Origin of the sequence: Mycobacterium sp., from assembly GCF_046330795.1 — a bacterium.
GTDB lineage: Bacteria > Actinomycetota > Actinomycetes > Mycobacteriales > Mycobacteriaceae > Mycobacterium.
In genome coordinates this window covers 97,625-118,890 of sequence record NZ_JAXLSA010000005.1, presented here as the reverse complement: position 1 = coordinate 118,890, position 21,266 = coordinate 97,625, and the positions used below count along the sequence as shown (strand labels likewise).

At 68.3% G+C, this 21,266-nt stretch carries 20 protein-coding genes and 1 pseudogene; 12 read left to right on the top strand and 9 right to left on the bottom strand.

Annotated elements, in window-relative coordinates; genetic code table 11:
- Positions 1 to 29 precede the first annotated feature (29 nt).
- Positions 30 to 1,979 carry a PQQ-dependent sugar dehydrogenase gene (locus tag U0R18_RS17435; RefSeq protein WP_526370679.1) on the bottom strand — a complete coding sequence of 650 codons (1,950 nt, stop codon included), beginning with the start codon at positions 1,977 to 1,979 and terminating at the stop codon, positions 30 to 32.
- 186 nt (positions 1,980 to 2,165) lie between these two features.
- Between U0R18_RS17435 and U0R18_RS17430 the strand changes: the two genes are divergently transcribed.
- The 5 genes from U0R18_RS17430 (at position 2,166) to U0R18_RS17410 (ending at position 9,145) form a co-directional block, all read left to right on the top strand.
- Positions 2,166 to 2,603 (top strand): DUF2834 domain-containing protein, encoded by a 438-nt coding sequence (locus U0R18_RS17430; protein WP_526370677.1) that lies wholly within the window; start codon positions 2,166 to 2,168, stop codon positions 2,601 to 2,603.
- 70 nt (positions 2,604 to 2,673) lie between these two features.
- On the top strand, positions 2,674 to 4,791 hold the full coding sequence (locus tag U0R18_RS17425) for a flavin-containing monooxygenase (RefSeq protein WP_526370675.1): 2,118 nt from the start codon (positions 2,674 to 2,676) through the stop codon (positions 4,789 to 4,791).
- Positions 4,776 to 5,801, top strand: a complete 1,026-nt coding sequence (locus U0R18_RS17420) for an alcohol dehydrogenase catalytic domain-containing protein (RefSeq protein ID WP_526370673.1) — start codon at positions 4,776 to 4,778, stop codon at positions 5,799 to 5,801. The genes U0R18_RS17425 and U0R18_RS17420 overlap by 16 nt, the downstream gene beginning before the upstream one ends.
- Positions 5,798 to 6,934: a DUF4185 domain-containing protein gene (locus U0R18_RS17415; RefSeq protein ID WP_526370671.1), complete on the top strand. Its 1,137-nt coding sequence runs from the start codon at positions 5,798 to 5,800 to the stop codon at positions 6,932 to 6,934. The genes U0R18_RS17420 and U0R18_RS17415 overlap by 4 nt, the downstream gene beginning before the upstream one ends.
- Before the next feature lie 9 nt (positions 6,935 to 6,943).
- A complete protein-coding gene (locus U0R18_RS17410) occupies positions 6,944 to 9,145 on the top strand; it encodes a winged helix-turn-helix domain-containing protein (protein WP_526370669.1) in 2,202 nt (733 codons plus the stop codon).
- Positions 9,146 to 9,154: 9 nt separating this feature from the next.
- Here U0R18_RS17410 and U0R18_RS17405 read toward each other — a convergent pair whose 3' ends face one another.
- The 3 genes from U0R18_RS17405 to U0R18_RS17395 are packed head-to-tail and all read right to left on the bottom strand — an operon-like array spanning position 9,155 to position 12,080.
- A complete protein-coding gene (locus U0R18_RS17405) occupies positions 9,155 to 10,171 on the bottom strand; it encodes a hypothetical protein (protein ID WP_526370667.1) in 1,017 nt (338 codons plus the stop codon).
- 1 nt (position 10,172) lies between these two features.
- Positions 10,173 to 11,507, bottom strand: coding sequence for a Dyp-type peroxidase (locus tag U0R18_RS17400; RefSeq protein WP_526370665.1), 1,335 nt, complete (start codon positions 11,505 to 11,507; stop codon positions 10,173 to 10,175).
- Between the two features lie 15 nt (positions 11,508 to 11,522).
- The gene (locus U0R18_RS17395) at positions 11,523 to 12,080 is read right to left on the bottom strand and encodes a hypothetical protein (RefSeq protein ID WP_526370663.1); all 558 of its coding nucleotides are present in this window, start codon (positions 12,078 to 12,080) and stop codon (positions 11,523 to 11,525) included.
- 124 nt (positions 12,081 to 12,204) lie between these two features.
- Here U0R18_RS17395 and U0R18_RS17390 point away from each other — a divergent pair, with 124 nt between their 5' ends.
- On the top strand, positions 12,205 to 12,573 hold the full coding sequence (locus U0R18_RS17390) for a hypothetical protein (RefSeq protein WP_526370661.1): 369 nt from the start codon (positions 12,205 to 12,207) through the stop codon (positions 12,571 to 12,573).
- Between the two features lie 5 nt (positions 12,574 to 12,578).
- Here U0R18_RS17390 and U0R18_RS17385 read toward each other — a convergent pair whose 3' ends face one another.
- The gene (locus U0R18_RS17385; protein WP_526370659.1) at positions 12,579 to 12,884 is read right to left on the bottom strand and encodes a hypothetical protein; all 306 of its coding nucleotides are present in this window, start codon (positions 12,882 to 12,884) and stop codon (positions 12,579 to 12,581) included.
- Between the two features lie 174 nt (positions 12,885 to 13,058).
- Between U0R18_RS17385 and U0R18_RS17380 the strand changes: the two genes are divergently transcribed.
- Positions 13,059 to 13,922 carry an alpha/beta fold hydrolase gene (locus tag U0R18_RS17380; RefSeq protein ID WP_526370656.1) on the top strand — a complete coding sequence of 288 codons (864 nt, stop codon included), beginning with the start codon at positions 13,059 to 13,061 and terminating at the stop codon, positions 13,920 to 13,922.
- Positions 13,923 to 13,976: 54 nt separating this feature from the next.
- On the opposite strand, the gene U0R18_RS17375 is transcribed toward U0R18_RS17380, so the two are convergent.
- The gene (locus U0R18_RS17375; RefSeq protein WP_526370654.1) at positions 13,977 to 14,123 is read right to left on the bottom strand and encodes a DUF1059 domain-containing protein; all 147 of its coding nucleotides are present in this window, start codon (positions 14,121 to 14,123) and stop codon (positions 13,977 to 13,979) included.
- Between the two features lie 74 nt (positions 14,124 to 14,197).
- Between U0R18_RS17375 and U0R18_RS17370 the strand changes: the two genes are divergently transcribed.
- Positions 14,198 to 14,944 carry a sulfite exporter TauE/SafE family protein gene (locus U0R18_RS17370; protein ID WP_526370652.1) on the top strand — a complete coding sequence of 249 codons (747 nt, stop codon included), beginning with the start codon at positions 14,198 to 14,200 and terminating at the stop codon, positions 14,942 to 14,944.
- Positions 14,945 to 15,028: 84 nt separating this feature from the next.
- On the opposite strand, the gene U0R18_RS17365 is transcribed toward U0R18_RS17370, so the two are convergent.
- Genes U0R18_RS17365 through U0R18_RS17355 form a run of 3 tightly spaced genes read right to left on the bottom strand, consistent with a single transcriptional unit; the run spans position 15,029 to position 17,533 of the window.
- Positions 15,029 to 15,487 (bottom strand): MaoC family dehydratase, encoded by a 459-nt coding sequence (locus U0R18_RS17365; RefSeq protein ID WP_526370650.1) that lies wholly within the window; start codon positions 15,485 to 15,487, stop codon positions 15,029 to 15,031.
- A 46-nt stretch (positions 15,488 to 15,533) separates the two neighbouring features.
- On the bottom strand, positions 15,534 to 16,334 hold the full coding sequence (locus U0R18_RS17360; RefSeq protein ID WP_526370648.1) for an acyl-CoA thioesterase: 801 nt from the start codon (positions 16,332 to 16,334) through the stop codon (positions 15,534 to 15,536).
- Positions 16,331 to 17,533 (bottom strand): CoA transferase, encoded by a 1,203-nt coding sequence (locus tag U0R18_RS17355; protein ID WP_526370646.1) that lies wholly within the window; start codon positions 17,531 to 17,533, stop codon positions 16,331 to 16,333. Before U0R18_RS17355 ends, U0R18_RS17360 begins: the two co-directional genes overlap by 4 nt.
- 18 nt (positions 17,534 to 17,551) lie before the next feature.
- Here U0R18_RS17355 and U0R18_RS17350 point away from each other — a divergent pair, with 18 nt between their 5' ends.
- From U0R18_RS17350 to U0R18_RS17335, 4 genes and pseudogenes are all read left to right on the top strand, one after another.
- Positions 17,552 to 18,046 (top strand): metallophosphoesterase family protein, encoded by a 495-nt coding sequence (locus U0R18_RS17350; RefSeq protein WP_526370644.1) that lies wholly within the window; start codon positions 17,552 to 17,554, stop codon positions 18,044 to 18,046.
- Positions 18,047 to 18,062: 16 nt separating this feature from the next.
- Positions 18,063 to 19,855, top strand: a pseudogene (locus tag U0R18_RS17345) (acyl-CoA dehydrogenase C-terminal domain-containing protein).
- Between the two features lie 55 nt (positions 19,856 to 19,910).
- On the top strand, positions 19,911 to 20,417 hold the full coding sequence (locus U0R18_RS17340; protein ID WP_526370642.1) for a MarR family winged helix-turn-helix transcriptional regulator: 507 nt from the start codon (positions 19,911 to 19,913) through the stop codon (positions 20,415 to 20,417).
- Positions 20,414 to 21,223, top strand: coding sequence for an ATP-binding cassette domain-containing protein (locus tag U0R18_RS17335; protein ID WP_526370640.1), 810 nt, complete (start codon positions 20,414 to 20,416; stop codon positions 21,221 to 21,223). The genes U0R18_RS17340 and U0R18_RS17335 overlap by 4 nt, the downstream gene beginning before the upstream one ends.
- Positions 21,224 to 21,266: the final 43 nt, after the last annotated feature.

Below are 21,266 nucleotides of genomic sequence, written 5' to 3'. Positions count from 1 at the left end.
TTTCCACGGCTGCCGTCGTCGACCCCCGCCTACACCGCTGCGGGCGGCGCGCTGCCTGCCGGCGAGATGCGTACCAGCGTCCCCGGGCTGTAGGTCAGTTGGTAGATGCCGCCGTCGGTTCCCGGACCCTGGGCCAGGACGACGGTGGAGCCGGCCTGCAGGTCGAAGTCCTGTGGGGGGGCACTGCACGACGTGTACGTCGGGTTGCAGGTCAACAGCTTGATCCAGCCCTGGACCTCGTCGGCGATGAAGACCTTGTTCTGATACTGCGGGAACAGCGCGCCACCGTAGGCGAGCACCGACGAGATGGCCGAGCCGCTGCCGCGGGGGTAGGTGTAGATCGGGTTGATCTGACCCGTGCAATTACTGGTGCAGAGCCCTTCGGAGCCCGGCCAGCCGTAGTTGCCTCCGGCCACGACGTTGTTGAGTTCGTCGAAGAGCAGGTTGCCCACGTCGGCGACCAGCAGCTGACCGGTCGGGGTGAAATTCAACCGGAACGGATTGCGCAGGCCGTAGGCGTAGATCTGGGGCAACGACCCCGCCGGCAACACGGGGTTGTCCGACGGTGTGCTGCCGTCGGGATTGAATCGCAGGATCTTGCCGTACATGTTGGTCAGGTCCTGCGCGTTCGCGCCGACGAAGTTGTCGCCCTTGCCCCAGTAGAGTTTTCCGTCGGGGCCGAAGGCCAACCCACCGCCGTGGTGGTAGTTGGCCACCGTGTCCGGCGACTCCATGAACACGACCTCGGTGCCCAGCGCGGCCGAATTCCCGACGACGGTGAATTGGGACAACCGGTCCTTGATCGCCGCGGTGGTGTAGGCCACGTAGATGTGGCCGTTGGTGGCGAACTGCGGATCGATGGCCAGCCCGCTGACACCCCGCTCACCGACGGTGTTCACCGATAACGTGAGCAGTGGCTGTGCGAGGACGTTGCCGTTCTTGTCGACGACCTTGATCGCGCCGCCCTTCTCGGCGACGAGGAGCCGGCCGTCCGGCAGAAAGCGGAAGTCCACCGGTGAATTCAGCCCCGAGACGACCACGGAGCGCTGCACCCCGATGAACACGGTCTGGGTCTTGTAGTGCCCGCTGAGACCGAAGAGACCGAACGTGAACAGGTCGATCAACCCGAGGAAGCCGTGGATGTGGAAATCGCTGCCGGCATCGCTGACGGTGACGTCGAACTTGTCCTGGTCGGCGTAGTTCGCGCCCGGGGTGTAGTCGAAGGTGCCGTTGGAGTTGACCACGACGGTCCCGAAGGTGGGCTTGGTCGCGGTGTAGGTCAACGTCGTCGAGTCGATATCGACGGGGTGCAGATTGCCCAGAATGTGGCCATTGGCGGCGACGGTGTTCTCGGATGCGTTGTAGGACAGGGTGGGCGTCTGGTTGTCGAAGAACGGATTCGGGTTGACGACGGCGGCCGCCGATGTGGCGGCGACTTCCGCTACCGGCTCGGTGCTCACGGTTTCGGCCGAGGCGACGAGGCCGGCCGGATGCTTGTCCGTCCGCGCGGCGACTTCCTGGACGACGTCGGGCTGGGCTTCTTCGACCTCGTCGGGCTCCTCGGCGTCCACCTGGCCGACCGCGGCGGCGTCGTCGTCCGCGGTCGCCCCGGTGGCGTCCGATCCGTCCGTGGCAGTGGCTTCCGCCTCGGCCTCGGTCCCCGAATCCGGCTGCGCTTCCGTCTCCGCCTCGGTCGCCGACGGCTCGTTCGCCGACTCCGACTCCGCGCTCGACCCCGAATCGGTGTTCGACTCCGACTCCCCGGCGGCCTTCGCCGGTCCCGGGGAACCATCGGAGTGCTGCGCCGCCTCCGAGCCGCCCGTCGCCGACTCGGTGCCCTCGGCCCACGCCGTCCCGGCGCCCGCGAGTATCGCGGTACCGACCCCCAGGGCGAACGCCAATCCGCCGACCCGTCCGATGTAGCGGGCGGGCCGGCTCATCGGCCGCGCGGTCCGAGCAATGGCTGGAGAATCATTCATGGCGCCCCTCACGAACTGGGCGCCCCGCCGCCCGACGGAAGCTGTGTCGCTGATTGGCCACAGCTGCCATACAGCTAACTCCGAAAGTTTGCCCACCGTGGCGTTTTCCACCACGCCGAGACGTACGTTTCGGCGAACTTTCGCGAGAAGCACCCGCCAATTCGTCGATCTGGGCATCCTGACCGCATGACCACGTCACGCAAGATTCTCTGTGCCGTCTATGCCGTCATCGCGGCGGCAGCCCTCGTCGCGACCTGGAGCCAGAACGTCGCCTACTTCGGCGCCGGCCACGGCGCGTCAGGACTCCTGGATTTCTGGAAGGACACCCGGGCCAACCCGGCAACGCAGTCGATCACCGTCGACATCGCACTGTTCATGTTGGCGGCCGTGGTGTTCATGGTGCTCGATGCGCGGCGACTGAGGATTCGCCATGTGTGGCTTTATGTCCTGGGTGCCGTGCTGATCGCCATCAGTGTGACCTTCCCGCTGTACCTGATCGCGCGGGAGCGACGCCTGGCCGCGGCCGGCGACGACGTCCCCCGGCTACCGGCGGCCGACAAGGTCGGCCTCGCTCTGGTGGCTGCCGGGGTCGCGGCGTTCACCGTGTGGGTGGACATGGGATGACGCCGCGCCGTCGGTAGACAGATCCTGAGATCTGTTCACACGCGGTGCCGGATCGGCTAGCCTTCACCGGATGCGCAACCCGCACTCCGGGACCCCGTTCACCACCTCCGACGACGAGATCGCGGCCGCACTGCAGGATGTCTCGGTCCCCGCACTGCTGCTGTCCTGCCTGCACATGACCGGCGACGTGACTCTGCTCGACGGACCGCTGCGCCCGGCGGGCCTGTTCCTCAACGAGGTCCAGGGCTACATGTCCGAGGACGACAAGGCCGCCGCCCGGGCGCTGGCATTGGACATCATCCGCGACTACCGCGACCGCGGCTGCCCCGAACCAGCGCCGGTGGACGCCGCGCAACTGAAGCGGATGATGGACTGGCTGGTCTGCGAGGACGTTCCCGCCGAGTATGTGCCGATGCTCCTCGAGGAGATGGAACTCACCGGTCACGACGAACGTGGCACCGAATTCGCGTCCAGCGCCGCCGCCCGCGCCGACTTTTCCGTCGTGGTCATCGGCTGCGGGATGTCCGGACTGTTGGCCGCAATCCGGTTGCAGGAGGCCGGAATCCCATACACCGTGCTCGAGAAGAACGCCGGTGTGGGCGGAACGTGGTGGGAGAACACCTATCCCGGCGCCCGCGTCGACGTGGGCAACCACTTCTACTGCTACAGCTTCGAACCCGACGACCACTGGACCGAGTTCTTCGCGCGGCAGCCCGAACTGCAGTCCTACTTCCAGGCCGTCATGGACCGCCGCGGGATCGACGAACACGTGCGGTTCAACACGCGGGTGACCGCCGCCACCTGGAACGACGCCGACGCGACGTGGTCGGTCGACGTCGAGTCGGCCGACGGCAGCACCGAGACGCTGACGGCCCGTGCGGTGATCGGCGCGGTGGGTCAGCTGAACGCGCCGTTCATCCCGGAATTCGATGGTGCGCAATCATTTTCCGGGCCGGCGTTCCACAGCGCGCGCTGGGACCACGACGTTCCGTTGACCGGCAAGGACGTCGCGATGATCGGTGCGGGGGCGTCGGGCTTCCAGATCGCGCCGGCGATCGCCGATGACGTCAAGAGCCTCAAGATATTCCAGCGCACCGCACAGTGGATGTTCCCCAACCCCAACTACCACGAGCCGGTCGGCACCGGAGTGCAGTGGGCGCTGCGACACCTGCCGTTCTACGCCCGCTGGTACCGGTTCCTGTTGTTCTGGCCCGGCTGCGACAAGGGTCTGGCGGCCGCCATCGTCGACCCCGACTGGCCGGATCAGCAGAGCGCCGTCAGCCAGGCCAACGACCTGGCCCGGATGATGTTCACCCAGTGGATCGAGAGCCAGATTCCCGACGATCCGGCGTTGCGGGACAAGGTCATCCCGGACTATCCGGCCACCGGCAAGCGCACCCTGCAGGACAACGGCAGCTGGTTGCAGACGCTGACCCGCGATGACGTGGACCTGGTCCGCACCCCCATCGATCACATCGAATCCGACGCGGTGGTCACCGCCGACGGCACCCGCCACCATGCCGACGTCCTCGTCTACGCTACCGGCTTCCGGGTCAACGACATGGTGTCTTCGCTGAAGGTGTTCGGCCGCAACGGAATCGAACTGCACGAGCAATGGGGCGACCGACCCGCCGCATATCTGGGAATCACCGTTCCCAACTTCCCCAACTTCTTCCTGCTCTACGGTCCGGGCACCAACCTCGCCAGCGGCGGCAGCCTGATCTTCCACTCCGAGTGCGAAGTTCGCTACATCATGGGCTGCCTCGATGCGCTGATCGCCGCCGACAAGGCCGCCATGGAACCCCGCCAGGACCGCTACGACGACTGGTACCGGCGCTGCCAGGCGGAGCTGAGTACCACGGTGTGGGCACACCCCGGTATCAAGCACAGCTTCTACAAGAACGCCGACGGCCTGGTGCACTCGCTGAGCCCGTGGCGACTCGTCGACTACTGGACCTGGACGCGGACGCCCGACCCCGATGATTTCATCTTCGCCGGGCCTCGCGCTCGCGGAACCACACCGCTCGCCGAACCCGGCGGATCAGTCGCCGCCGGGCCTCGCGCTCGCGGAACCACACCGCTCGCCGAACCCGGCGGATCAGTCGCCGCCGGGCCTCGCGCTCGCGGAACCACACCGCTCGCCGAACCCGGCGGTCCAGCTGAAGGAGATTCATGCGCACAGTCGTGATCGACGGACCCGGTCAGGTCCGGGTCGACACCCGCCCCGACCCAATGCTGCCCGGACCCGACGGCGCGATCGTCGCCGTCGGCCACACCGCGATCTGCGGATCTGATCTGCACTTCTGGGACGGCGACTATCCGCTCATCGAGCCGGTGGCCCTGGGCCACGAGGCGGTGGGAACGGTCGCCGAGGTCGGTCCCGACGTCCGCAGCGTGAAAGTCGGTGACCTGGTGCTGGTTTCGTCGGTGGCCGGCTGCGGGCACTGCGCCGGTTGCGCCACGCGCGATCCGGTGACGTGCGTGTCCGGTCCGCAGATCTTCGGCGCCGGTGTCCTGGGCGGCGCGCAGTCCGATCTGCTCGCCGTGCCCGCCGCGGACTTCCAGCTGTTGGCGATCCCCGACGGCATCGACACCGAAGAGGCGCTGCTGCTCACCGACAACCTGGCCACCGGATGGGCGGGCGCACAACGTGCCGACATTCCTCCCGGCGGCACCGTGGTGGTCTACGGCCTGGGCGCCGTCGGATTGTGCGCGCTGCGCAGCGCCATCGTGCAGGGCGCCGGGCAGGTCTTCGCGGTCGACCCCGTGGAGGGCCGGCGCAACCGGGCGGCACTGTGGGGCGCCACGCCGCTCGCGCCGCCCGCTCTCGGGGCAGTGCTGGAGGCCACCGGCGGGCGCGGCGCGGCCTCGGTGATCGATGCCGTCGCCAGCGATGCCACCCTGACCGAAGGGCTGACGGTCGTCCGCCCGGGCGGCACCGTCTCGGTGATCGGTGTGCACGACCTCAACCCGTTCCCGTTCCCCGCCACGATGAGCCTGGTGCGCAGCGTTTCCATGCGGCTGACCACCGCGCCGGTGCAGCGGACCTGGCCGCAGCTGATCCCGCTGATCCAGTCCGGCCGACTGGACACCGGCGGCATCTTCACCGATTCCATGCCGCTGGACGACGCGCCCGCGGCGTACGCCAAGGTGGCGTCACGGTCGGCGGACTGCGTGAAGATCGCCCTGCAGGTATGAGCCGGCTCGCCTCGGCGATGACCTGGTTGCGGGGCGACCGCCGGTTCGTCCAGGCCGCGCTGCCACCGGGCTCCACCGCCGATGGCAAGGTGGCCGATCTGACCGGACCGGGCCGCACCGACCAATGGGGAGTGACGTCGACCGATCTCGGCGCGGCGGTGATCGCCCCCGACGGAAAACTCGTCGCGGTGTTCGGCGACACGTTCTCCGGACCCCGCGTCGGCCGCGGCGACTGGCGCTCTCCGGTTCTGCTCGTCGGTGCGGGCGATGCGGCCACCCCCATCGTCTGGGAGCACGCCGGCGGGCCCGATCCTGGTTTCGCCCGGCAACTGCGGTCCTATATCCACGACGCACCACCCTGGCGGGCTGGCGGCATCAGCACCGTGCTGCCGTCGGATCTGCTCCGTGTCGACGATATGCTCTACCTGCACGTGATCGTCAATCATGGCTTCCCCCAGGTGATCTGGACCGAGATCTGGTCGTCGGCCGACAGCGGCGTCACCTGGGAGCACATGGGCGAGCCGGCCAAGTTCCCGGCCGATCTCTACGAGGGGCATGCCCAGTTGTGGTCGTGGGATTACGATCCCGGCGACGGCTGGGTGTACGTGGTGTCGACGGGATTCCAGCGCGACAAGGGCGTGATCCTGCGCCGGGTGCGTCCCGAGGGCATCGGGATCGCCGACGCGTACCAGGCCTGGGGCCACTCCGGCGGTGCATGGTCGTGGGGTGAGCGGGCGACGATCATCACCCCGGACGGCGAGACCTGGGGCGAACTGTCGTTCCGGCGGCTCGGACCGCGGATGTGGGTGCTGGGCGGGTTCATGTCGTCGGGGTACGCGTTGGGCTATCGAACGTTGAGCACACCGGCGACGTATCTGGCCGGGATCGAGGTGCAGACACCCGTCACCGGGTGCGGGTGGGACGAGGAGAACCACGTCGATTGCCGGGTGGCCCAGCTCTACGGCGGATATCTGCTGCCCGGTTCCCGGGTGGGAACGCCGGGCGGTGTCGGACTTGTGGTGTCGCACTGGAACACTCGCCGCGGATGGCCGTATCGGGTGATGCAGTTCCGCACCACTCTTCGCGACACCACCATGGTCGCGGTCCAGGCGCAACGGCCGCGCGGTACCTAGACTGCCCTCATGGTTGCCGGGGAGTGGTGGCCGATCGTGCCCGCCGCCACGGTCGGGGCACCCCGGTTCGCCGACGGTATCGTCGACCGGCCCGCGCTGGTGTCGCGGCTTCTCGCGGCGCGCGACGGCGAACTGGTGACGATCACCGCGCCCGCCGGGTACGGCAAGACCAACATCGCCACACAATGGGCCGCCGCCGACCCACGGCCGTTCGCGTGGGCACGGATCGACCAATTGGACGACGACCCCGCGCACCTGCTGCTGCACATCGCCACCGCGCTCGACGCGGCGTGCGGCATCGAGCCGGAGGTGCTGCGGTATCTACGCGGCCCCGGCCGCCCGGTGTTCACCAGTTCGCTGCCCTCCCTCATCCGCGCGCTGGAGGCCTGCGGGCCGGTGGTCGTGCTGCTCGATGACCTTCATGAGCTCAGATCCCCCGACGCGGTCGGCATCTTGCAATCCTTCGTCGATACCGCGCCGTCGACGACCACCGTCGCTGTCCTGGGGCGCGGTCCCCTTCCGCTGGAGCTGGCGCGTCGGCGCCTGCAGCGCACGGTCGTCGAACTCGACACCGCCGATCTGAAGTTCTCTCGCGCCGAGGCGGCGGCCGCGATCGCCTCCGTCGGTGCGACGCTGACCCCGGAGGCCACCTCGTCGATCATCGACCGGTGCGAGGGCTGGCCGGCCGGTGTGGTGCTGGCGGCCATGGCCGTCCGTGACGGCACCGGCGCCGAGAACTTCACCGGCAGTGGCGGTCTCATCGGTGACTACTTGGTCGAGGAGGTGTTGTCCGCCCTCGACGAGAAGATGACCACCTTCCTGCTCGAGTCGGCCGTCGTGCCCCGCTTCAGCGCTGATCTCCTCGACACCCTGTTGCAGCGCCAGGATTCGGCGATGCTGCTCGAAGCACTCTCCCGGTCCGGGAACCTGTTCCTGACCTCGCTGGACACCGAACGGATCTGGTATCGCTACCACCCGCTGTTCCGGGACCTGCTGCTGGACCGGTTGCGGAGCCGGACGCCGGCGCGGTTCCGCGAGATCGCCTCGCGCGCAGCGGGCCTGAGCGCTGCGGCCGGCGACATCGACGGCGCCGTGCTGCTGGCGCTCGCCGCGGACGACCGACCCACTGCCGCCGCACTGGTGGGACGCGATGCGGTGCGGTTGGGTTTCGACGGCAGGGCAGGTGTCCTGGGGCGGCGTATCGCCCTGCTCGACGAGCAGACGGTGGCGCAGTACCCCGACGCCGCGATCGCCTGCGCGTGGCTCGGTGTCACGACCGGTGACGCCGAGCTGATCCAGCGGTCGCTGCTGCAGGCCGTTGCGGCCGATCGTGGCCAACCGCTCTCCGACGGCACATCGTCGGTGAAAGTTGCTGTCGCACTGGTGAGTTCGCTCGTCGGGGTGAACGGGGTGCGGGAGGTTCTGCGGCAGTCCGAGATCGTCCGGAGCGCCGGCGATCACCTGGTCAATCGCTGGTGGGCCGCGGCGACGGTGATGAAAGGTAGCGCCGAGTCCATGATCGGCAACACCACCGCCGCACGCACGCTCCTCGAATCGGCACTGCCGGTGATCGGTGACCTCCCGGGATTCCACGCCGCGGCACTGGCCCATCTCGCACTGCTCGATCTCACCGAGGGCGACGGCGCGGGCAGCACGGCCCGCAGTGCGCAGGCCCGGGTGATTGCCGATTCGCACGACCTGTGCGACGTCGTCCCGATGGTCGTGGTGTACGGGGTCAGCGCTGTCACCGCGGCGCGGCTCGGTGATCAGGCCACAGCGCGGGCAGCGGCGACGGCCACCGAACGGCTGCTCGACCGTCTCGGCAGTCTGGCCGCTCGGACCGCGCTGCTGGGCCACGGCCTGCTCGCGTGGACCGCCGCCCTGCTGGCGGACGCGGACCTGCTGACCAGACATCTCGAGGCGGCCGAGCGGGCCCGCAGGCGCGAGCCGGAGGCGACCGCGCTGTCGCGGCGGCTGGACCGGGTCCGTGCCCTGTCGACGGGCGGCGATCGGCGACCGCTCACGGCGGCCGAACTACGCCTGCTGCCCCACCTCGCCACCCACCTGTCCCTGCAGCAGATCTCGGAGGACTTGCGCATCGGAAGGGAGACCGCGAAGTCACAATCAGCCTCGATCTACCGCAAGCTCGGGGTGTCCTCCCGGTCCGCCGCGGTCACGGAGGCCAAGCGGATAGGACTCCTGCCGACCTAGACCTCTGCGTCAGCTCTGGCGCATCGTCACCAGGTTGCTCCACAGCCGGCGCAGGCTCTCGGTTCCGCCGAACAGCGTCGTGAAGTGCGTCGAGTCGATCAGCACCACATCGCCGGCGCGATCACCGGCGGGCGGCATCCAGATGACCGCGTTGAATTCGGTATTGCCCGCCGCGGTGAACGGATGTGGCCGATCCGGATCCACCCGCTGGCGACCCAGCACGCGCAGTCCGTCCCCCGCAGGGGCGGTCAGCTCGTAGTGCGGCAGATGCTGGTGGAAGCTCAGTGTCGGCACGTCCGTCAGCAGACCGATGTCGTCGAGATCCGCCGAAACCGTCAGTGGCGCAATATCCTTCGTGCCTGCGACGACGGCGGGACGTAGTCCCCACGTGTTGTGCACCGGAACATCGAGAGCGCGCATGAGGCCGCGCGTGTACTCGCTGAACCGCTGCTGGCGCGGCACCAGACGGTCACCGTGGTGCTCGTATTCCATCTGCCGCTGTTGGAAGTCGTCGGTGAATCCGACGTCGTGGTGTAGTGCGAGCAACAGACAGGTGCCCTCGCGCTGCAGCCAGGCTTTGATGGCCTCCACTTCGGCGGCAGCCGGCTCCAGACCGCCCAGCAGGTGGTCCAGCCCGAAGACCATCAGGGTGTCGGTGTCGGCAAGGATCCGTTCGTCGATCGGCTGGTGGTAGCCGGCCTGGTCGACCCGCTGGAACACCGCGACCTGGTGTCCCGTCACGTCACCGGCCAGTTGCTGGAAGTTCAACGTCGATCGGTGGAAGAGCTCCAGGGTCCCGGCGATGCCCTGCAGGAAGTTCGCCGCGCTGAACTCGGGCGTCTCGTAGGCGGGCCAGACGACGTTGCGCACCTCGGTGATCGTGGAGAACCGGTTCTCCATCGCCGCGGGATCACGTTGGGCTTCCCAGGGATAACTCCATGTCCAGTAGATGCTGACCCGGCGCCGGCCGTCGTGCGGGCGGGCGGTGTGCCACTGGTTGTACGTACGGGCCGGTGTGGTGTTCACGTCACTCCTGTTCTGCCGACGCGGCCAGGTGGCGTAACGCGCTCAATCCGGGGAGGAAGAAGTACGCGCCACCGCGCAGGGTGGTGAACGCGGGTATTCCCTTGTGTACCTTACGGATCGGCCTCTTCGGAACGGTGAAGTCCAGCGTGCCGTCCTGGGTTCCGCAGATGGGATCGCGTTCGTTGCCCAGCTCGTGGAATGCCTTGTCGTTGATCCACACGTTCTGCGCGAACTCGAACTGGCGCACGAGGTCCGCGCAGATGATGAAGGCGGCGATCCCGCGATCGACCCCGTCCTCGGCCGCGCCGTCGGGCAGCGCCGGGCCGTAGGTAGCGCCGCGCCGGATCATCCTCCTGCGGTTCATGTTGTGCGCCGTGTCGCGCGGGTTGAGCCGACGGGCATGCGAACCCAGTGGACATGCATAGCCGAACGGATCCATCTCCTTGTAGTTGAAATCGTTGTTGCGCAACGGGTCTGCACCCAGATCCGGATCGTCGGTGTCGGGAGCCAGCACCAGCGGTGCTCCGCTGCGCCACCGGCCCATGAACTTGGCGGCCAGGAGTTCCTGCTCCTGCGGGGTGCCCGCGTGATCGGCGAGATACTCCCGGAACCTGCCCACGTGCTCTTCCAACCGCCGGTACGCCATGAAGCTGCCGTTGCGGGCGAGCACCCCCGGGATCCCGGCGCCGGCGGGCGCGCCGTCTTCGTCCGGATACCCCAGGATGAATTCGCCGGGCTGCAACGGTGCTCCGGATCCCGGGGTCGGCGCCTCACCCGACCCCTCGATTACGGGCTGGGACAACCGATCCCGGAATCCGAAATGATCGTGGGCGTAGTTGAACGGCGGGGTGGCATTGAGGTCGAGGTGCGACAGTGAGCGCACGCCGGAGCAGCGGGCCAACAACGCGTCGTGCTCACCGATGCAGCGGTCCCGTTCCTCGTCGTCACGGGCGAACAGGATCGCGATGGCGTGCAGGTCATCGCCGGCCAGGCCGCCGTCCCAGTGCTCGGGCGCATTCGCGCCGGTGTCACCGAGGATGTCCGCACGCGCGGCCATTCCCTCCCGGAACGCGTCGGGAAAGGTGGCCAGGTCGTCGTCGGGAACCCCGAGCGCCCGCAGCCCCGTCCAGGTGAACGCGAGCGTGATCCAGCGCTTCGATGCGTCCATCGACTCGACGGCGGCGCTGGCCGAGTCCACCCGGTCGATCAGTTCGCGCAACCAGGCGCGACCACCGGCCGCGCTGTCGAAGGTCAGGAACTCGTACCGGCCCGTCATCGCCGGTGTCCGGGTCAGCAGGATGTGCTGGATGTCATCGAATTCGAGCGTGCTGGGCATGGGCGATGCGGACCGCTACTGCATCTGGTCGAGCATGTCGGAGAACGCCGCCTTCAGCTTCAGCGCCTTCTTGATCTCGTCGGCGGTGACGTAGGGGTATTCGCCGTACTCGAGGAAGCTCGGGCACTGGTGGTCACGCACGAAGTTGATGAATGCCTCCGGGTTGGTCTTCCAGTCCTCGGGAAATCCCTCGAGGTTGGTGAACACCGTCGTGATGCCGGTCTGGCTGAACAGCTGCACCGCGTCCTCGGTGTACTTGTCGAAGTCGGTGTCGAAGATGCCCTGGTACTGAAAGTGTAGGCCCGAGCCCACATCGAACAGCACCCAGCGCAGATAGTGCAACCGCAGCGGGGCGAGCACATCCGGGGATGCGGCGATCGCCTCCTCGATCTGTTTTCCATACGCCCGCACCGCTTCCTCGCGGCCCTCCTTCACCTTGGCGATGATCGAGAAGCCGTGACACGCCGGCGTACGGGGATAGACCGGGCCGTAGCGGCCCCGCTCCATCTCGAGGTAGCCCTCCGGCGGGATGGCCAGTGCGGCCGGCTTCGCCCACGCAGGATCGTTCGCCATGTCGGACCTCTTCTCCACGTTCTCCACGGGGTATGAATCCGAACGCTAATGGCGCGGTCACGGCGTTGTCGTCCCCCGGCCTGGGGGATGGCCGTTACCGCGCCCGCGACATAACATCTGTCCAATGCGGTTGTTGTGGGGTTTCTTGGCGCCTGCGCTGGTTGTCGGCGGACTGGGTTTTGCCGATGTCGTCGATGCGGTGCCGGCGCGTGCCGACTGCACCAGCAGTGGCGGCACCACGATCTGCTCCCAGGGCGACGTCCGAGGTGCGGACAATGGCCAGGGCCCGGGCAGCATGGGTGGCGGCAGCGGCTACGGCTACATGTGCGGGTATGACTGGGACTGCGATTACGGCTGGGGCGTCGACTTCGACGTCGACCTGAACCCCGGCCCTCGACCGCCCGGTGGCGGCGGCATCGGACCCGGCCGGCCGGGCGGCGGTGGCGGCATCGGCGGCGGCGGAGGCCGTGGCGGCGGGGGCCGCGGGCGCTGACCCTGCTACCCGCCGGTTGACTCGTCCTCGTCGACGATGTCGTAGAACGACTCCCCGTCCTCCGGGCTGCCGTCGATCTGGCCCTGGTGCCGTCGAGTGGGGCGGGCCTGCCGTCCCGTACCGGGCGGAAGAACGTCAGGGACCTCGGCGGCCAGCTTCTCGTCGAGGGTGCTGTCCTCGTGGACCTCGATCCAACGATCGGGCGGATCGGCGACGATGTCGCCGTCGTCGTTGCGTACCTCATCGGAGTCCAGCGATTCGCTGGGCGACAGGGTGTTGTCGGGTCCGGGATCGTCGTCGTCGCTGCCCATGACAGCCAGTGTGCCTGGCCCGCGGACGTCAACGTGACCCAATCGTTATCCAGGCAGGTCAACCCTCGATCAACAGGCGTGTCGCACCCTGCTCGTTACTCGCCAGTAACTAGATCTGACCCGGCTGCCGTTACGGTAGATCGAGACCTACCGCCGAGAGGAGGCGTAAAGGGCATGACCGAGATGAACTATCTCGAGGTGAACGGTGACCGGATCGCCTATCGCGACGAGGGCGCCGGCGAGGTTCTGCTGCTGGTGCACGGCATGGCCGGCAGCTCGCAGACCTGGCGGGAACTGATCCCCCGGTTGGCGCGGCATTACCGGGTGATCGCCCCCGACCTGCTGGGGCACGGACTTTCCGACAAGCCGAACAGTGACTATTCGCTCGGCGGCTACGCGGTCTGGATACGCGACTTCATGGCCGCGCTGGGGATTCCCCGCGCCACCGTGGTCGGCCAGTCCCTGGGCGCAGGCATCGCGATGCAGTTCGCGTATCAGCACCGTCAACGCTGCGAGCGGCTGATCCTGATCGGCGGCAGCGGTCTCGAGACCGAACTGAGTCTGCCGCTGCGGCTGCTCTCGGCCCCCGGCGCCGAACTGGTGCTGCCGATGGTGGCCCCGGCGCCCGTGCGCGACATGGCGAAGATGGTCGGTTCCGTGCTGTTCTCGGAGGGGCTGCCCCCGGCCGGCAAGGAGCTGTGGAACACCTACACCTCGCTGAGCGACGGCGCCAGCCGCGCGGCGTTCCTGCGTGCGGCACGATCCGTCGTGGACTACCGGGCGCAGGCCGTCACCGCGATGAACCAGCTGCACATCGCCGCACAGCTGCCGGTGTTGTTGATCTGGGGTGAGCGGGACTGGGTGGTGCCGGTGTCACACGGACATGCCGCACATCAGGCCCTGCCGGGCAGCCGACTGACGGTGCTGGCCGGCGCCGGGCACTTCCCGCATGTGCAGGAGCCCGACGCGGTCACCGCCGTGGTGCGCGATTTCGTCGCCACCACCGAGCGGCGGTCGGCCAAGGTCACCCGCTGCTGATCGTGTGTCAGCCCCAAAGGGGTTGCCGCCCAGTCGATTCGGGGTGGCCGACCCTCAGTAGGCGATGAACAGGATCTCGTCGCGGGAGTACTCGTGGCCCGGATGGTTGTCCTTGAGGTGCGCCTGGGTCTTTTCGACCAGATCGTCCTCGTCGGTGCCGACGATGGATTCCCCGCACGGGCAGTTCAGATGCGTCTTCATGGGATAAGTGTCTACCCGAAGCGGAGCCGGTGCGGTAGCCGGGGTTCCCCGGTCCTGTGTCAGGGTTGATCACCATGAACTGGCTGCTCCTGCTGGTCGCCGGCATCACCGGCGGCCTGACCGGAAGCATCGCCGGCCTGGCGTCGGTGGCCACCTACCCCGCGCTGCTCGCCGCCGGTCTGCCACCGGTGACCGCGAACGTCACCAACACCGTGGCGCTGGTGTTCAACGCGATCGGTTCCATGTGGGGGTCCCGGCCCGAACTGGCCGGGCAGGGCCGGTGGCTGCTGCGGATGACGCCGGTGGCCGCACTGGGCGGTGGCGCCGGCGCGACACTGCTCCTGACGACGCCGGCCGATGGGTTCGAGAAGGTCGTCCCCCTGCTGCTCGGTTTCTCGGCGCTGGCCATTGCCCTGCCCCGCAAGCAGGGCGACGACGCCGTCATGGACGCACCCCACGGCCGGTTCGTCGCCATGGCGTCGGCGATCTTCGTGATCGCGCTGTACGGCGGCTATTTCGGGGCGGCCGCCGGCGTGGTGTTGTTGGCGCTGCTGCTCCGCACGGGCCACGCGACGCTGGCGCACGCCAACGCCGCGAAGAACGTCCTGCTGGGGGCGTCGAACCTGACCGCCGCCGTGATGTTCGCAGTCCTGGCGCCGGTGCATTGGGCGTCGGCCGTTCCGCTGGGCCTGGGCTGCCTGATCGGCTCGCGCCTGGGCCCCGTGGTCGTCCGCCACACGCCGACGACGCCCATGCGCATCGTGATCGGGATCGCCGCCCTGGCGCTGGCGGTCAAACTCGGCCTCGACGCCTACCGGTAACGCCGCTCCGCGAGCGGCCGTGTCTGTACACGACACGCCGTGGCGGACCGTACAAATGCGGACGCTCGCGGAGAAGAAATTGTGTCAGCCGCCGATGTAGCGCAGCACACTCTCGGCGACACAGGCCGGCTTGCCGCCGCCCTCGATTTCGATCACCGTCGACACGGTCAGCTGCACGGTGTCGTTGCCGACGTCCTCGGCGTCCACCAGCGTGCTGGTGGCCCGGACCTTGGAACCCACCGGCACCGGGGACGGGAAGCGGACCTTGTTGAGGCCGTAGTTGATGGCCAGCTTGATGCCGCCGACGGTGTACATCTCGTGCATCAGCCGCGGAATCAGCGACAGCGTCATGAAGCCGTGCGCGATGGTGCCGCCGAACGGTCCGGACTTCGCCTTCTCCACATCGACGTGGATCCACTGGTGATCGCCGGTGGCATCGGCGAACAGGTTGACCGCTTCCTGGGTGATCTCGACCCAGGAGCTGGTGCCCAGCACCTCACCCTTGGCGGCGACGAGGGCGTCGAGTGATTCGAAGGTCCGCATCTTTTTTCTCCTCTGCGCATTGTTGAACCACCGTTATATTGCCCGGTCACTCGCGAGCGGCGATCAGGCCCTCCTGCACCATGGTCGCGGCGATCAGCCCGTTGTCCCCCACCAGACTGGCGGTCACCAGCCCGCGGCCGCGGGTGGCCGCCGGGGAGCGGGACTCCAGTAGGTTCCAGCCGTCGGCGCGGACCGGGCGGTGGAACCAGACCGACGCGTCGACGGTGCCACTGCGGTGGGTGCGCTCACGCATCGAGAATCCGTGCACCTGCAGTGGGGCGTCGATCAGGTAGACATCGGTCACGAACAGCGCCACACACAGGTGTGCCAGCGGGTCGTCGGGCATCGAAACCGTTGTGCGCCAGAACATCCGGCGCACGAACTCACCGCTGCTGCGGTCATCCACATAGCGGATGTCCAGCTCGTCGAGCGGCAGTCCCGGTGCGGGACCGGCCGGTCCGGTGGGTTCCAGCAGATCCGGATCGTGGGCCAGCTCGCCGTACTCGCCGTGCTCGGGGCCGGCCATCGGCTCGGCGAACGACACCGTTGCGGCGATCAGGGTGCGGCCGTCCTGCGAACCCAGCACCCGCCGGGTGGCCGCGGTCCGGCCGTTGTACAGGCACTCGACGTCGTAGGTGGTGTCGACGCCACCGAGACCGCCGCGCAGGAACTGCAGGTGCAGGCTGGTCGGGCCCTTCGCGTCGTCGACGGTGCGCGCCGCGGCCGCCAGCGTCTGCGCCAGGAACTGGCCACCGAAGGCGCGTTTGCCCTCGGGGCCGTATCCGGGTGCGACGAACGCGTCGCCCCCGCCGGGTCGTAGCCCGAGCAGCCGCAGCAGCTCACTCATCCCGCGAAACCTGTTGCAATGATGCCTGATTCGCGCAACCGGGACAGTTCCTCCGGCGGTATTCCGATACCGGAGAGCACATCGGCGGTGTCGTCGCCCAGGGCGGGCGAGGGCGTCGCCGGCACCCGGTCACCGCCGATGGAGTACGGCAGGCCCGGCGCCAGGTATTCCCCGATCCCGGGCTGGTTCAGCGTCGTGAACAACGGGTTGGCCGTCACCTTCGGGTCGACGGCGGCCTCGGCGAAACTGCGGTAGCGCTCCCACAGGATCGAGGTGCCCGCCAGCGCAGTGGCGATCTCGTCGGCCGCGTGCGCCGCGAACCATGGCGTGAACAACGTCGACAGCGCCGCGCGGTGGGTGAACCGCTGGCCCTCGTCGGTGAAGTCGGCACCCAGCTCCGCTGCCAGCTCGTCGGCCTCCGCGCCCGTCCCGGTCAGCTCGACCAGGTCGCGAAAGTGCCGGCCGGTCAGCGCGACCAACATGAACGGCACCCCGTCGGCGCTGGTGAAGGTCTGGCCGTACTGGCCGTAGATCGCATTGCCCAGCCGCTCGCGCTGACTGCCGTTGACCATCGGTTCGGTCAGGAAGCCCAGGTTGCCCGCGGTGGCCAGCGCGACGTCCTCGAGCGGGAGCCGGATGGCCGCGCCGGCGCCGGTCGCGTCGCGGTGGTGCAGTGCGGCCGTCACGGCCAGCGCCGCGTACAACCCGCACGACACGTCCCACGCGGGCAGCACGTGGTTGACCGGACCGGATTCGGTCGGCGGGCCCGTCACCAGGGGGAAGCCGAGCCCGGCGTTGACGGTGTAGTCGACACCCGTCCCGCCGTCGGAGCGACCCGAGACCTCCAGGTGGATCAGATCGGGCCGCACCGCAGCCAGCGACTCGTAGGAATGCCATTGCCGGCCAACCACATTGGTGATCAGGACCCCGCAGTCGAGGATCAGCCGGCGAACCAGATCCTGGCCCTCTGGCGACCGCATGTCGACGGCCACCGACTTCTTGCCCTTGTTCAGGCCGGTCCAGTAGATGCTGGTGCCACTCTCGGCCAGCGGCCAACGGCGGTAGTCCGCGGCGCCGCCGACGGGATCGACGCGCATCACCTCGGCGCCCAGTTGCGCCAGCGTCATACCGGCCAGCGGCACCGCCACGAAACTGGAGATCTCCACGACCCGTACCCCGGCCAGCGGTCTCTGCGTCATGTTGCAAGAGTCAACCAGGTGCGCCTGCTACTGATCTCCGACACCCACATCCCGCACCGGGCCCGCGACCTGCCGGCGCCGGTGTGGGACCAGGTCGAGCGCGCCGACGTCGTCATCCATGCCGGCGACTGGGTCGACATCGCGCTGCTCGACGAACTCGAACGACGGTCGGCCCGGCTGCTCGCCTGCTGGGGCAACAACGACGGACCCGAATTGCGGGCCCGGCTACCCGAACGCGCCGACGCCACGATCGACGGGGTGCGGTTCACGGTGGTGCACGAGACGGGCGCCGCGGCGGACCGCGAGAGGCGGATGGCGCGGCGCTATCCCGAGACCGACGTGCTGGTGTTCGGGCACAGCCATATCCCGTGGGACACCACCACGGGCACCGGCCTGCGGCTGCTCAATCCGGGCTCGCCGACCGACCGTCGCCGGCAGCCGTACTGCACCTACATGACCGCCATGGCGACCGGCGGAACCTTGGCCGAGGTCCGGTTGCACACCCTCGAATGAGGGCATACTGCGATCTGTGAAGTCCGAGCTGCTGTCCCGCCGAAACATCGACTTCCTACTGTTCGAGTGGCTCGATGTGGAGGCCCTGACGAAACGCCCGCGCTTCGCCGACCACTCCGCGGAGACGTTCGCCGGCGCCCTGGATCTCTGCGAGCAACTGGCCACCCGGTACTTCGCCAATCACAACAAGTTGAGCGACGCCAACGAGCCGACGTTCGACGGCACCACCGTCACGATGATCCCCGAGGTCAAGCAGGCCTGGGATGCGCTGGCCGGGTCCGGGGTCCTGGCCATGACGATGGACGCCGAGATCGGCGGTGCCCAGTTGCCGGTGTCGGTCGCGCAGGCGGGCTTCGCCTGGTTCGAGGCCGCCAACGTCGCAACGGCCGGCTACGTGATGCTGACCATGGCCAACGCGAACCTGCTCAGCGAGTTCGGCACCCCGGCGCAGATCGAGTCATTCGTGGCGCCGATGCTCGCCGGACGGTTCTCCGGAACCATGGCGCTCTCGGAGACCCAGGCCGGTTCGTCGCTGGCCGACATCACCACCCGGGCCGAACCGCAGCCCGACGGCACCTACCGATTGTTCGGCTCGAAGATGTGGATCTCCGGCGCCGAGCACGAATTGACCGAGAACATCGTCAATCTGGTGTTGGCCAAGATCCCCGGCGGGCCGCCCGGAACCAAGGGCATCTCGCTGTTCATCGTGCCCAAGTTCCTGATCGGCGCGGACGGCGAGCGCGGCGAGCGCAATGACGTCGCCCTGGCCGGGCTCAACCACAAGATGGGCCAGCGGGGCATCACCAACACGGTGCTCAACTTCGGCGACGGCACGTTCAGCCCCGGTGGGCAGCCCGGCGCGGTGGGCTATCTCGTCGGCGAAGCACACCACGGCATCGTCTACATGTTCCACATGATGAACGCCGCCTGGGTGTCGGGATGTCCGCGGTGGCCCTGGGGTACACAGGATATCTGAAGTCCCTGGAGTACGCGCGCACCCGGCCGCAGGGCCGGGCCCTGTTGACCAAGGACCCGGCCACCCCGCAGATCCCCATCGTCGAGCACGCCGACGTGAAGCGAATGCTGTTGGCCCAGAAGGCTTATGTCGAAGGCGGCCTGGCGCTGGAGTTGTACTGCGCGCGACTGGTCGACATCGTCGCCTCGGCCGAATCCGACGACGAACGGACCTCGGCCTCGGCGCTGCTGGACCTGCTGACACCGGTGGCCAAGAGTTGGCCCTCGCAGTGGTGCGTGGAGGCCAACAGCCTGGCGATCCAGGTGCACGGCGGGTACGGCTACACCCGGGAGTACGACGTCGAGCAGCATTACCGGGACAACCGGCTGAACCCGATCCACGAAGGCACGCACGGTATCCAGAGCCTGGATCTGTTGGGCCGCAAGGTGACCCAGGGCGGGGGTGCCCTGCTGGCCGTCCTGGGCGGGGAGATCGCGGCGACGGTGGCGCGCGCCCATGAGGCCGACGGCGCCGCCGCCGAGCACGGGCAGCAGCTCGACGCGGTGTGGCAGCGGCTGACCGCCGTAACGGCGGCGATGTTCGCCTGCGGTGACCCCGAGGCGGCCTTGGCCAACAGCGTGATCTACCTGGAGGCGTTCGGGCATCTCGTCGTGGCGTGGCTATGGCTGGAACAGGAACTCGCCGCCGCCGGCCGCGACGGCGACTTCTACGACGGCAAGCGTGCGGCGGCGCGGTACTTCTTCGGCTACGAGTTGCCGCGGACCCGCCCGCAGCTCGACCTGCTGGAGAGTCTGGACCGGACCACCCTGGACATGCGCGACGCCTGGTTCTGACTGTTATTTCCCGCGAGCGTGCAACCTTGCGCATTTTCGCGCCGCCCGAACGCATATGGATGCACGCTCGCGGTGGCGAATAGCTCTGAGACAGAGGTATTGTGGTGGAGTGTCCACGTCCACCGACCTCACCAGCACGTTGTTCAGCACCGTCGGCCGCTTCCGGCGCAGGCTGCGCCGCTCGGCCGACCGGGGCTTCGACGGCACTGGTCTCACCGAATCCCAGGCCGAGCTCGTACGCCTGGTCGGCCGGCAGCCGGGCATCTCGGTCAGCGCGGCCGCGGCCGAACTCGGCCTGGTCGCCAACACGACGTCGACGCTGGTGTCCAAGCTGGTCACCGACGGAATGCTCACCCGGGCGGCCGATCCCACCGACCGGCGCATCGGCCGCCTCCGGCTCACCGACGAGGCCCAACGGCTCGCCGACGAAACACGTGCCGCCCGGCGCGCCGCGCTGTCAGCGGTGCTGGACCAGCTGACTCCCAGCGAAACCGCCTCGCTGACAGCGGGATTGGAAGTCATGCAGAAGATGACCCGGCTCCTCGACGAGGCCCGATCATGACACCGGCCATCGACTGCCGGCACCTGACCCACCGCTATGGCGACTTTGTCGCCGTCGATGACCTGACGCTGCAGGTGAACGCCGGTGAGACCCTCGGGCTGCTGGGGCCAAACGGGGCGGGCAAGACCACCGCGGTACGGGTGCTGACCACGCTCACCCCCGTACAGGACGGGCAGGTATCGATCTTCGGCCTGGACACCCGCACGAACATGATGGATATCCGATACAACATCGGCTATGTGCCACAGCAACTTTCGATCGAGTCCGCCCTCACCGGCCGGCAGAACGTGCAGTGGTTCGCCCGGCTCTACGACGTCCCCCATAAACACCGCGCCGAGCGCGTCGACGCCGCGCTGGCCGCGATGAACCTGACCGATGTGGCCGACAACCTGGCCGCCACCTACTCCGGCGGCATGGTGCGCCGGCTCGAACTGGCCCAGGCGCTGGTGAACCGGCCGTCGCTGCTGATCCTGGACGAACCCACCGTGGGACTGGATCCCATTGCGCGGGACGGGGTCTGGTCGACCGTGCAGCGCATGCAGGACGAGTTCGGGATGACCGTACTGCTGACGACGCACTACATGGAAGAGGCCGACGCCCTGTGCGACCGGGTGGCGCTGATGCACCACGGCCGGTTGCAGACCGTCGGTGCGCCCGACGAACTCAAGGCGCGCGTCGGACCGCAGGCCACCCTGGAAGACGTCTTCCGCTACCACGCCGGATCGGACCTGGGCGACGACGACACGTCACAACCGGGACTGCGCGAGATCCGGTCCAGCAGGAGGGCGGCCCGTCGTGTCGGTTGAATCTCCGCCAGTCACCCTGATCCGGGCTCCCCGCGGTTGGCGT

Bases quoted from the DNA above. Each gene is read 5' to 3' on its own strand.
- U0R18_RS17435 (WP_526370679.1), bottom strand. From the start codon at position 1,979: ATGAATGATTCTCCAGCCATTGCTCGGACCGCGCGGCCGATGAGCCGG.
- U0R18_RS17430 (WP_526370677.1), top strand. From the start codon at position 2,166: ATGACCACGTCACGCAAGATTCTCTGTGCCGTCTATGCCGTCATCGCG.
- U0R18_RS17425 (WP_526370675.1), top strand. From the start codon at position 2,674: ATGCGCAACCCGCACTCCGGGACCCCGTTCACCACCTCCGACGACGAG.
- U0R18_RS17420 (WP_526370673.1), top strand. From the start codon at position 4,776: ATGCGCACAGTCGTGATCGACGGACCCGGTCAGGTCCGGGTCGACACC.
- U0R18_RS17415 (WP_526370671.1), top strand. From the start codon at position 5,798: ATGAGCCGGCTCGCCTCGGCGATGACCTGGTTGCGGGGCGACCGCCGG.
- U0R18_RS17410 (WP_526370669.1), top strand. From the start codon at position 6,944: ATGGTTGCCGGGGAGTGGTGGCCGATCGTGCCCGCCGCCACGGTCGGG.
- U0R18_RS17400 (WP_526370665.1), bottom strand. From the start codon at position 11,507: ATGCCCAGCACGCTCGAATTCGATGACATCCAGCACATCCTGCTGACC.
- U0R18_RS17395 (WP_526370663.1), bottom strand. From the start codon at position 12,080: ATGGCGAACGATCCTGCGTGGGCGAAGCCGGCCGCACTGGCCATCCCG.
- U0R18_RS17390 (WP_526370661.1), top strand. From the start codon at position 12,205: ATGCGGTTGTTGTGGGGTTTCTTGGCGCCTGCGCTGGTTGTCGGCGGA.
- U0R18_RS17385 (WP_526370659.1), bottom strand. From the start codon at position 12,884: ATGGGCAGCGACGACGACGATCCCGGACCCGACAACACCCTGTCGCCC.
- U0R18_RS17380 (WP_526370656.1), top strand. From the start codon at position 13,059: ATGACCGAGATGAACTATCTCGAGGTGAACGGTGACCGGATCGCCTAT.
- U0R18_RS17375 (WP_526370654.1), bottom strand. From the start codon at position 14,123: ATGAAGACGCATCTGAACTGCCCGTGCGGGGAATCCATCGTCGGCACC.
- U0R18_RS17370 (WP_526370652.1), top strand. From the start codon at position 14,198: ATGAACTGGCTGCTCCTGCTGGTCGCCGGCATCACCGGCGGCCTGACC.
- U0R18_RS17365 (WP_526370650.1), bottom strand. From the start codon at position 15,487: ATGCGGACCTTCGAATCACTCGACGCCCTCGTCGCCGCCAAGGGTGAG.
- U0R18_RS17360 (WP_526370648.1), bottom strand. From the start codon at position 16,334: ATGAGTGAGCTGCTGCGGCTGCTCGGGCTACGACCCGGCGGGGGCGAC.
- U0R18_RS17355 (WP_526370646.1), bottom strand. From the start codon at position 17,533: ATGACGCAGAGACCGCTGGCCGGGGTACGGGTCGTGGAGATCTCCAGT.
- U0R18_RS17340 (WP_526370642.1), top strand. From the start codon at position 19,911: ATGGATGCACGCTCGCGGTGGCGAATAGCTCTGAGACAGAGGTATTGT.
- U0R18_RS17335 (WP_526370640.1), top strand. From the start codon at position 20,414: ATGACACCGGCCATCGACTGCCGGCACCTGACCCACCGCTATGGCGAC.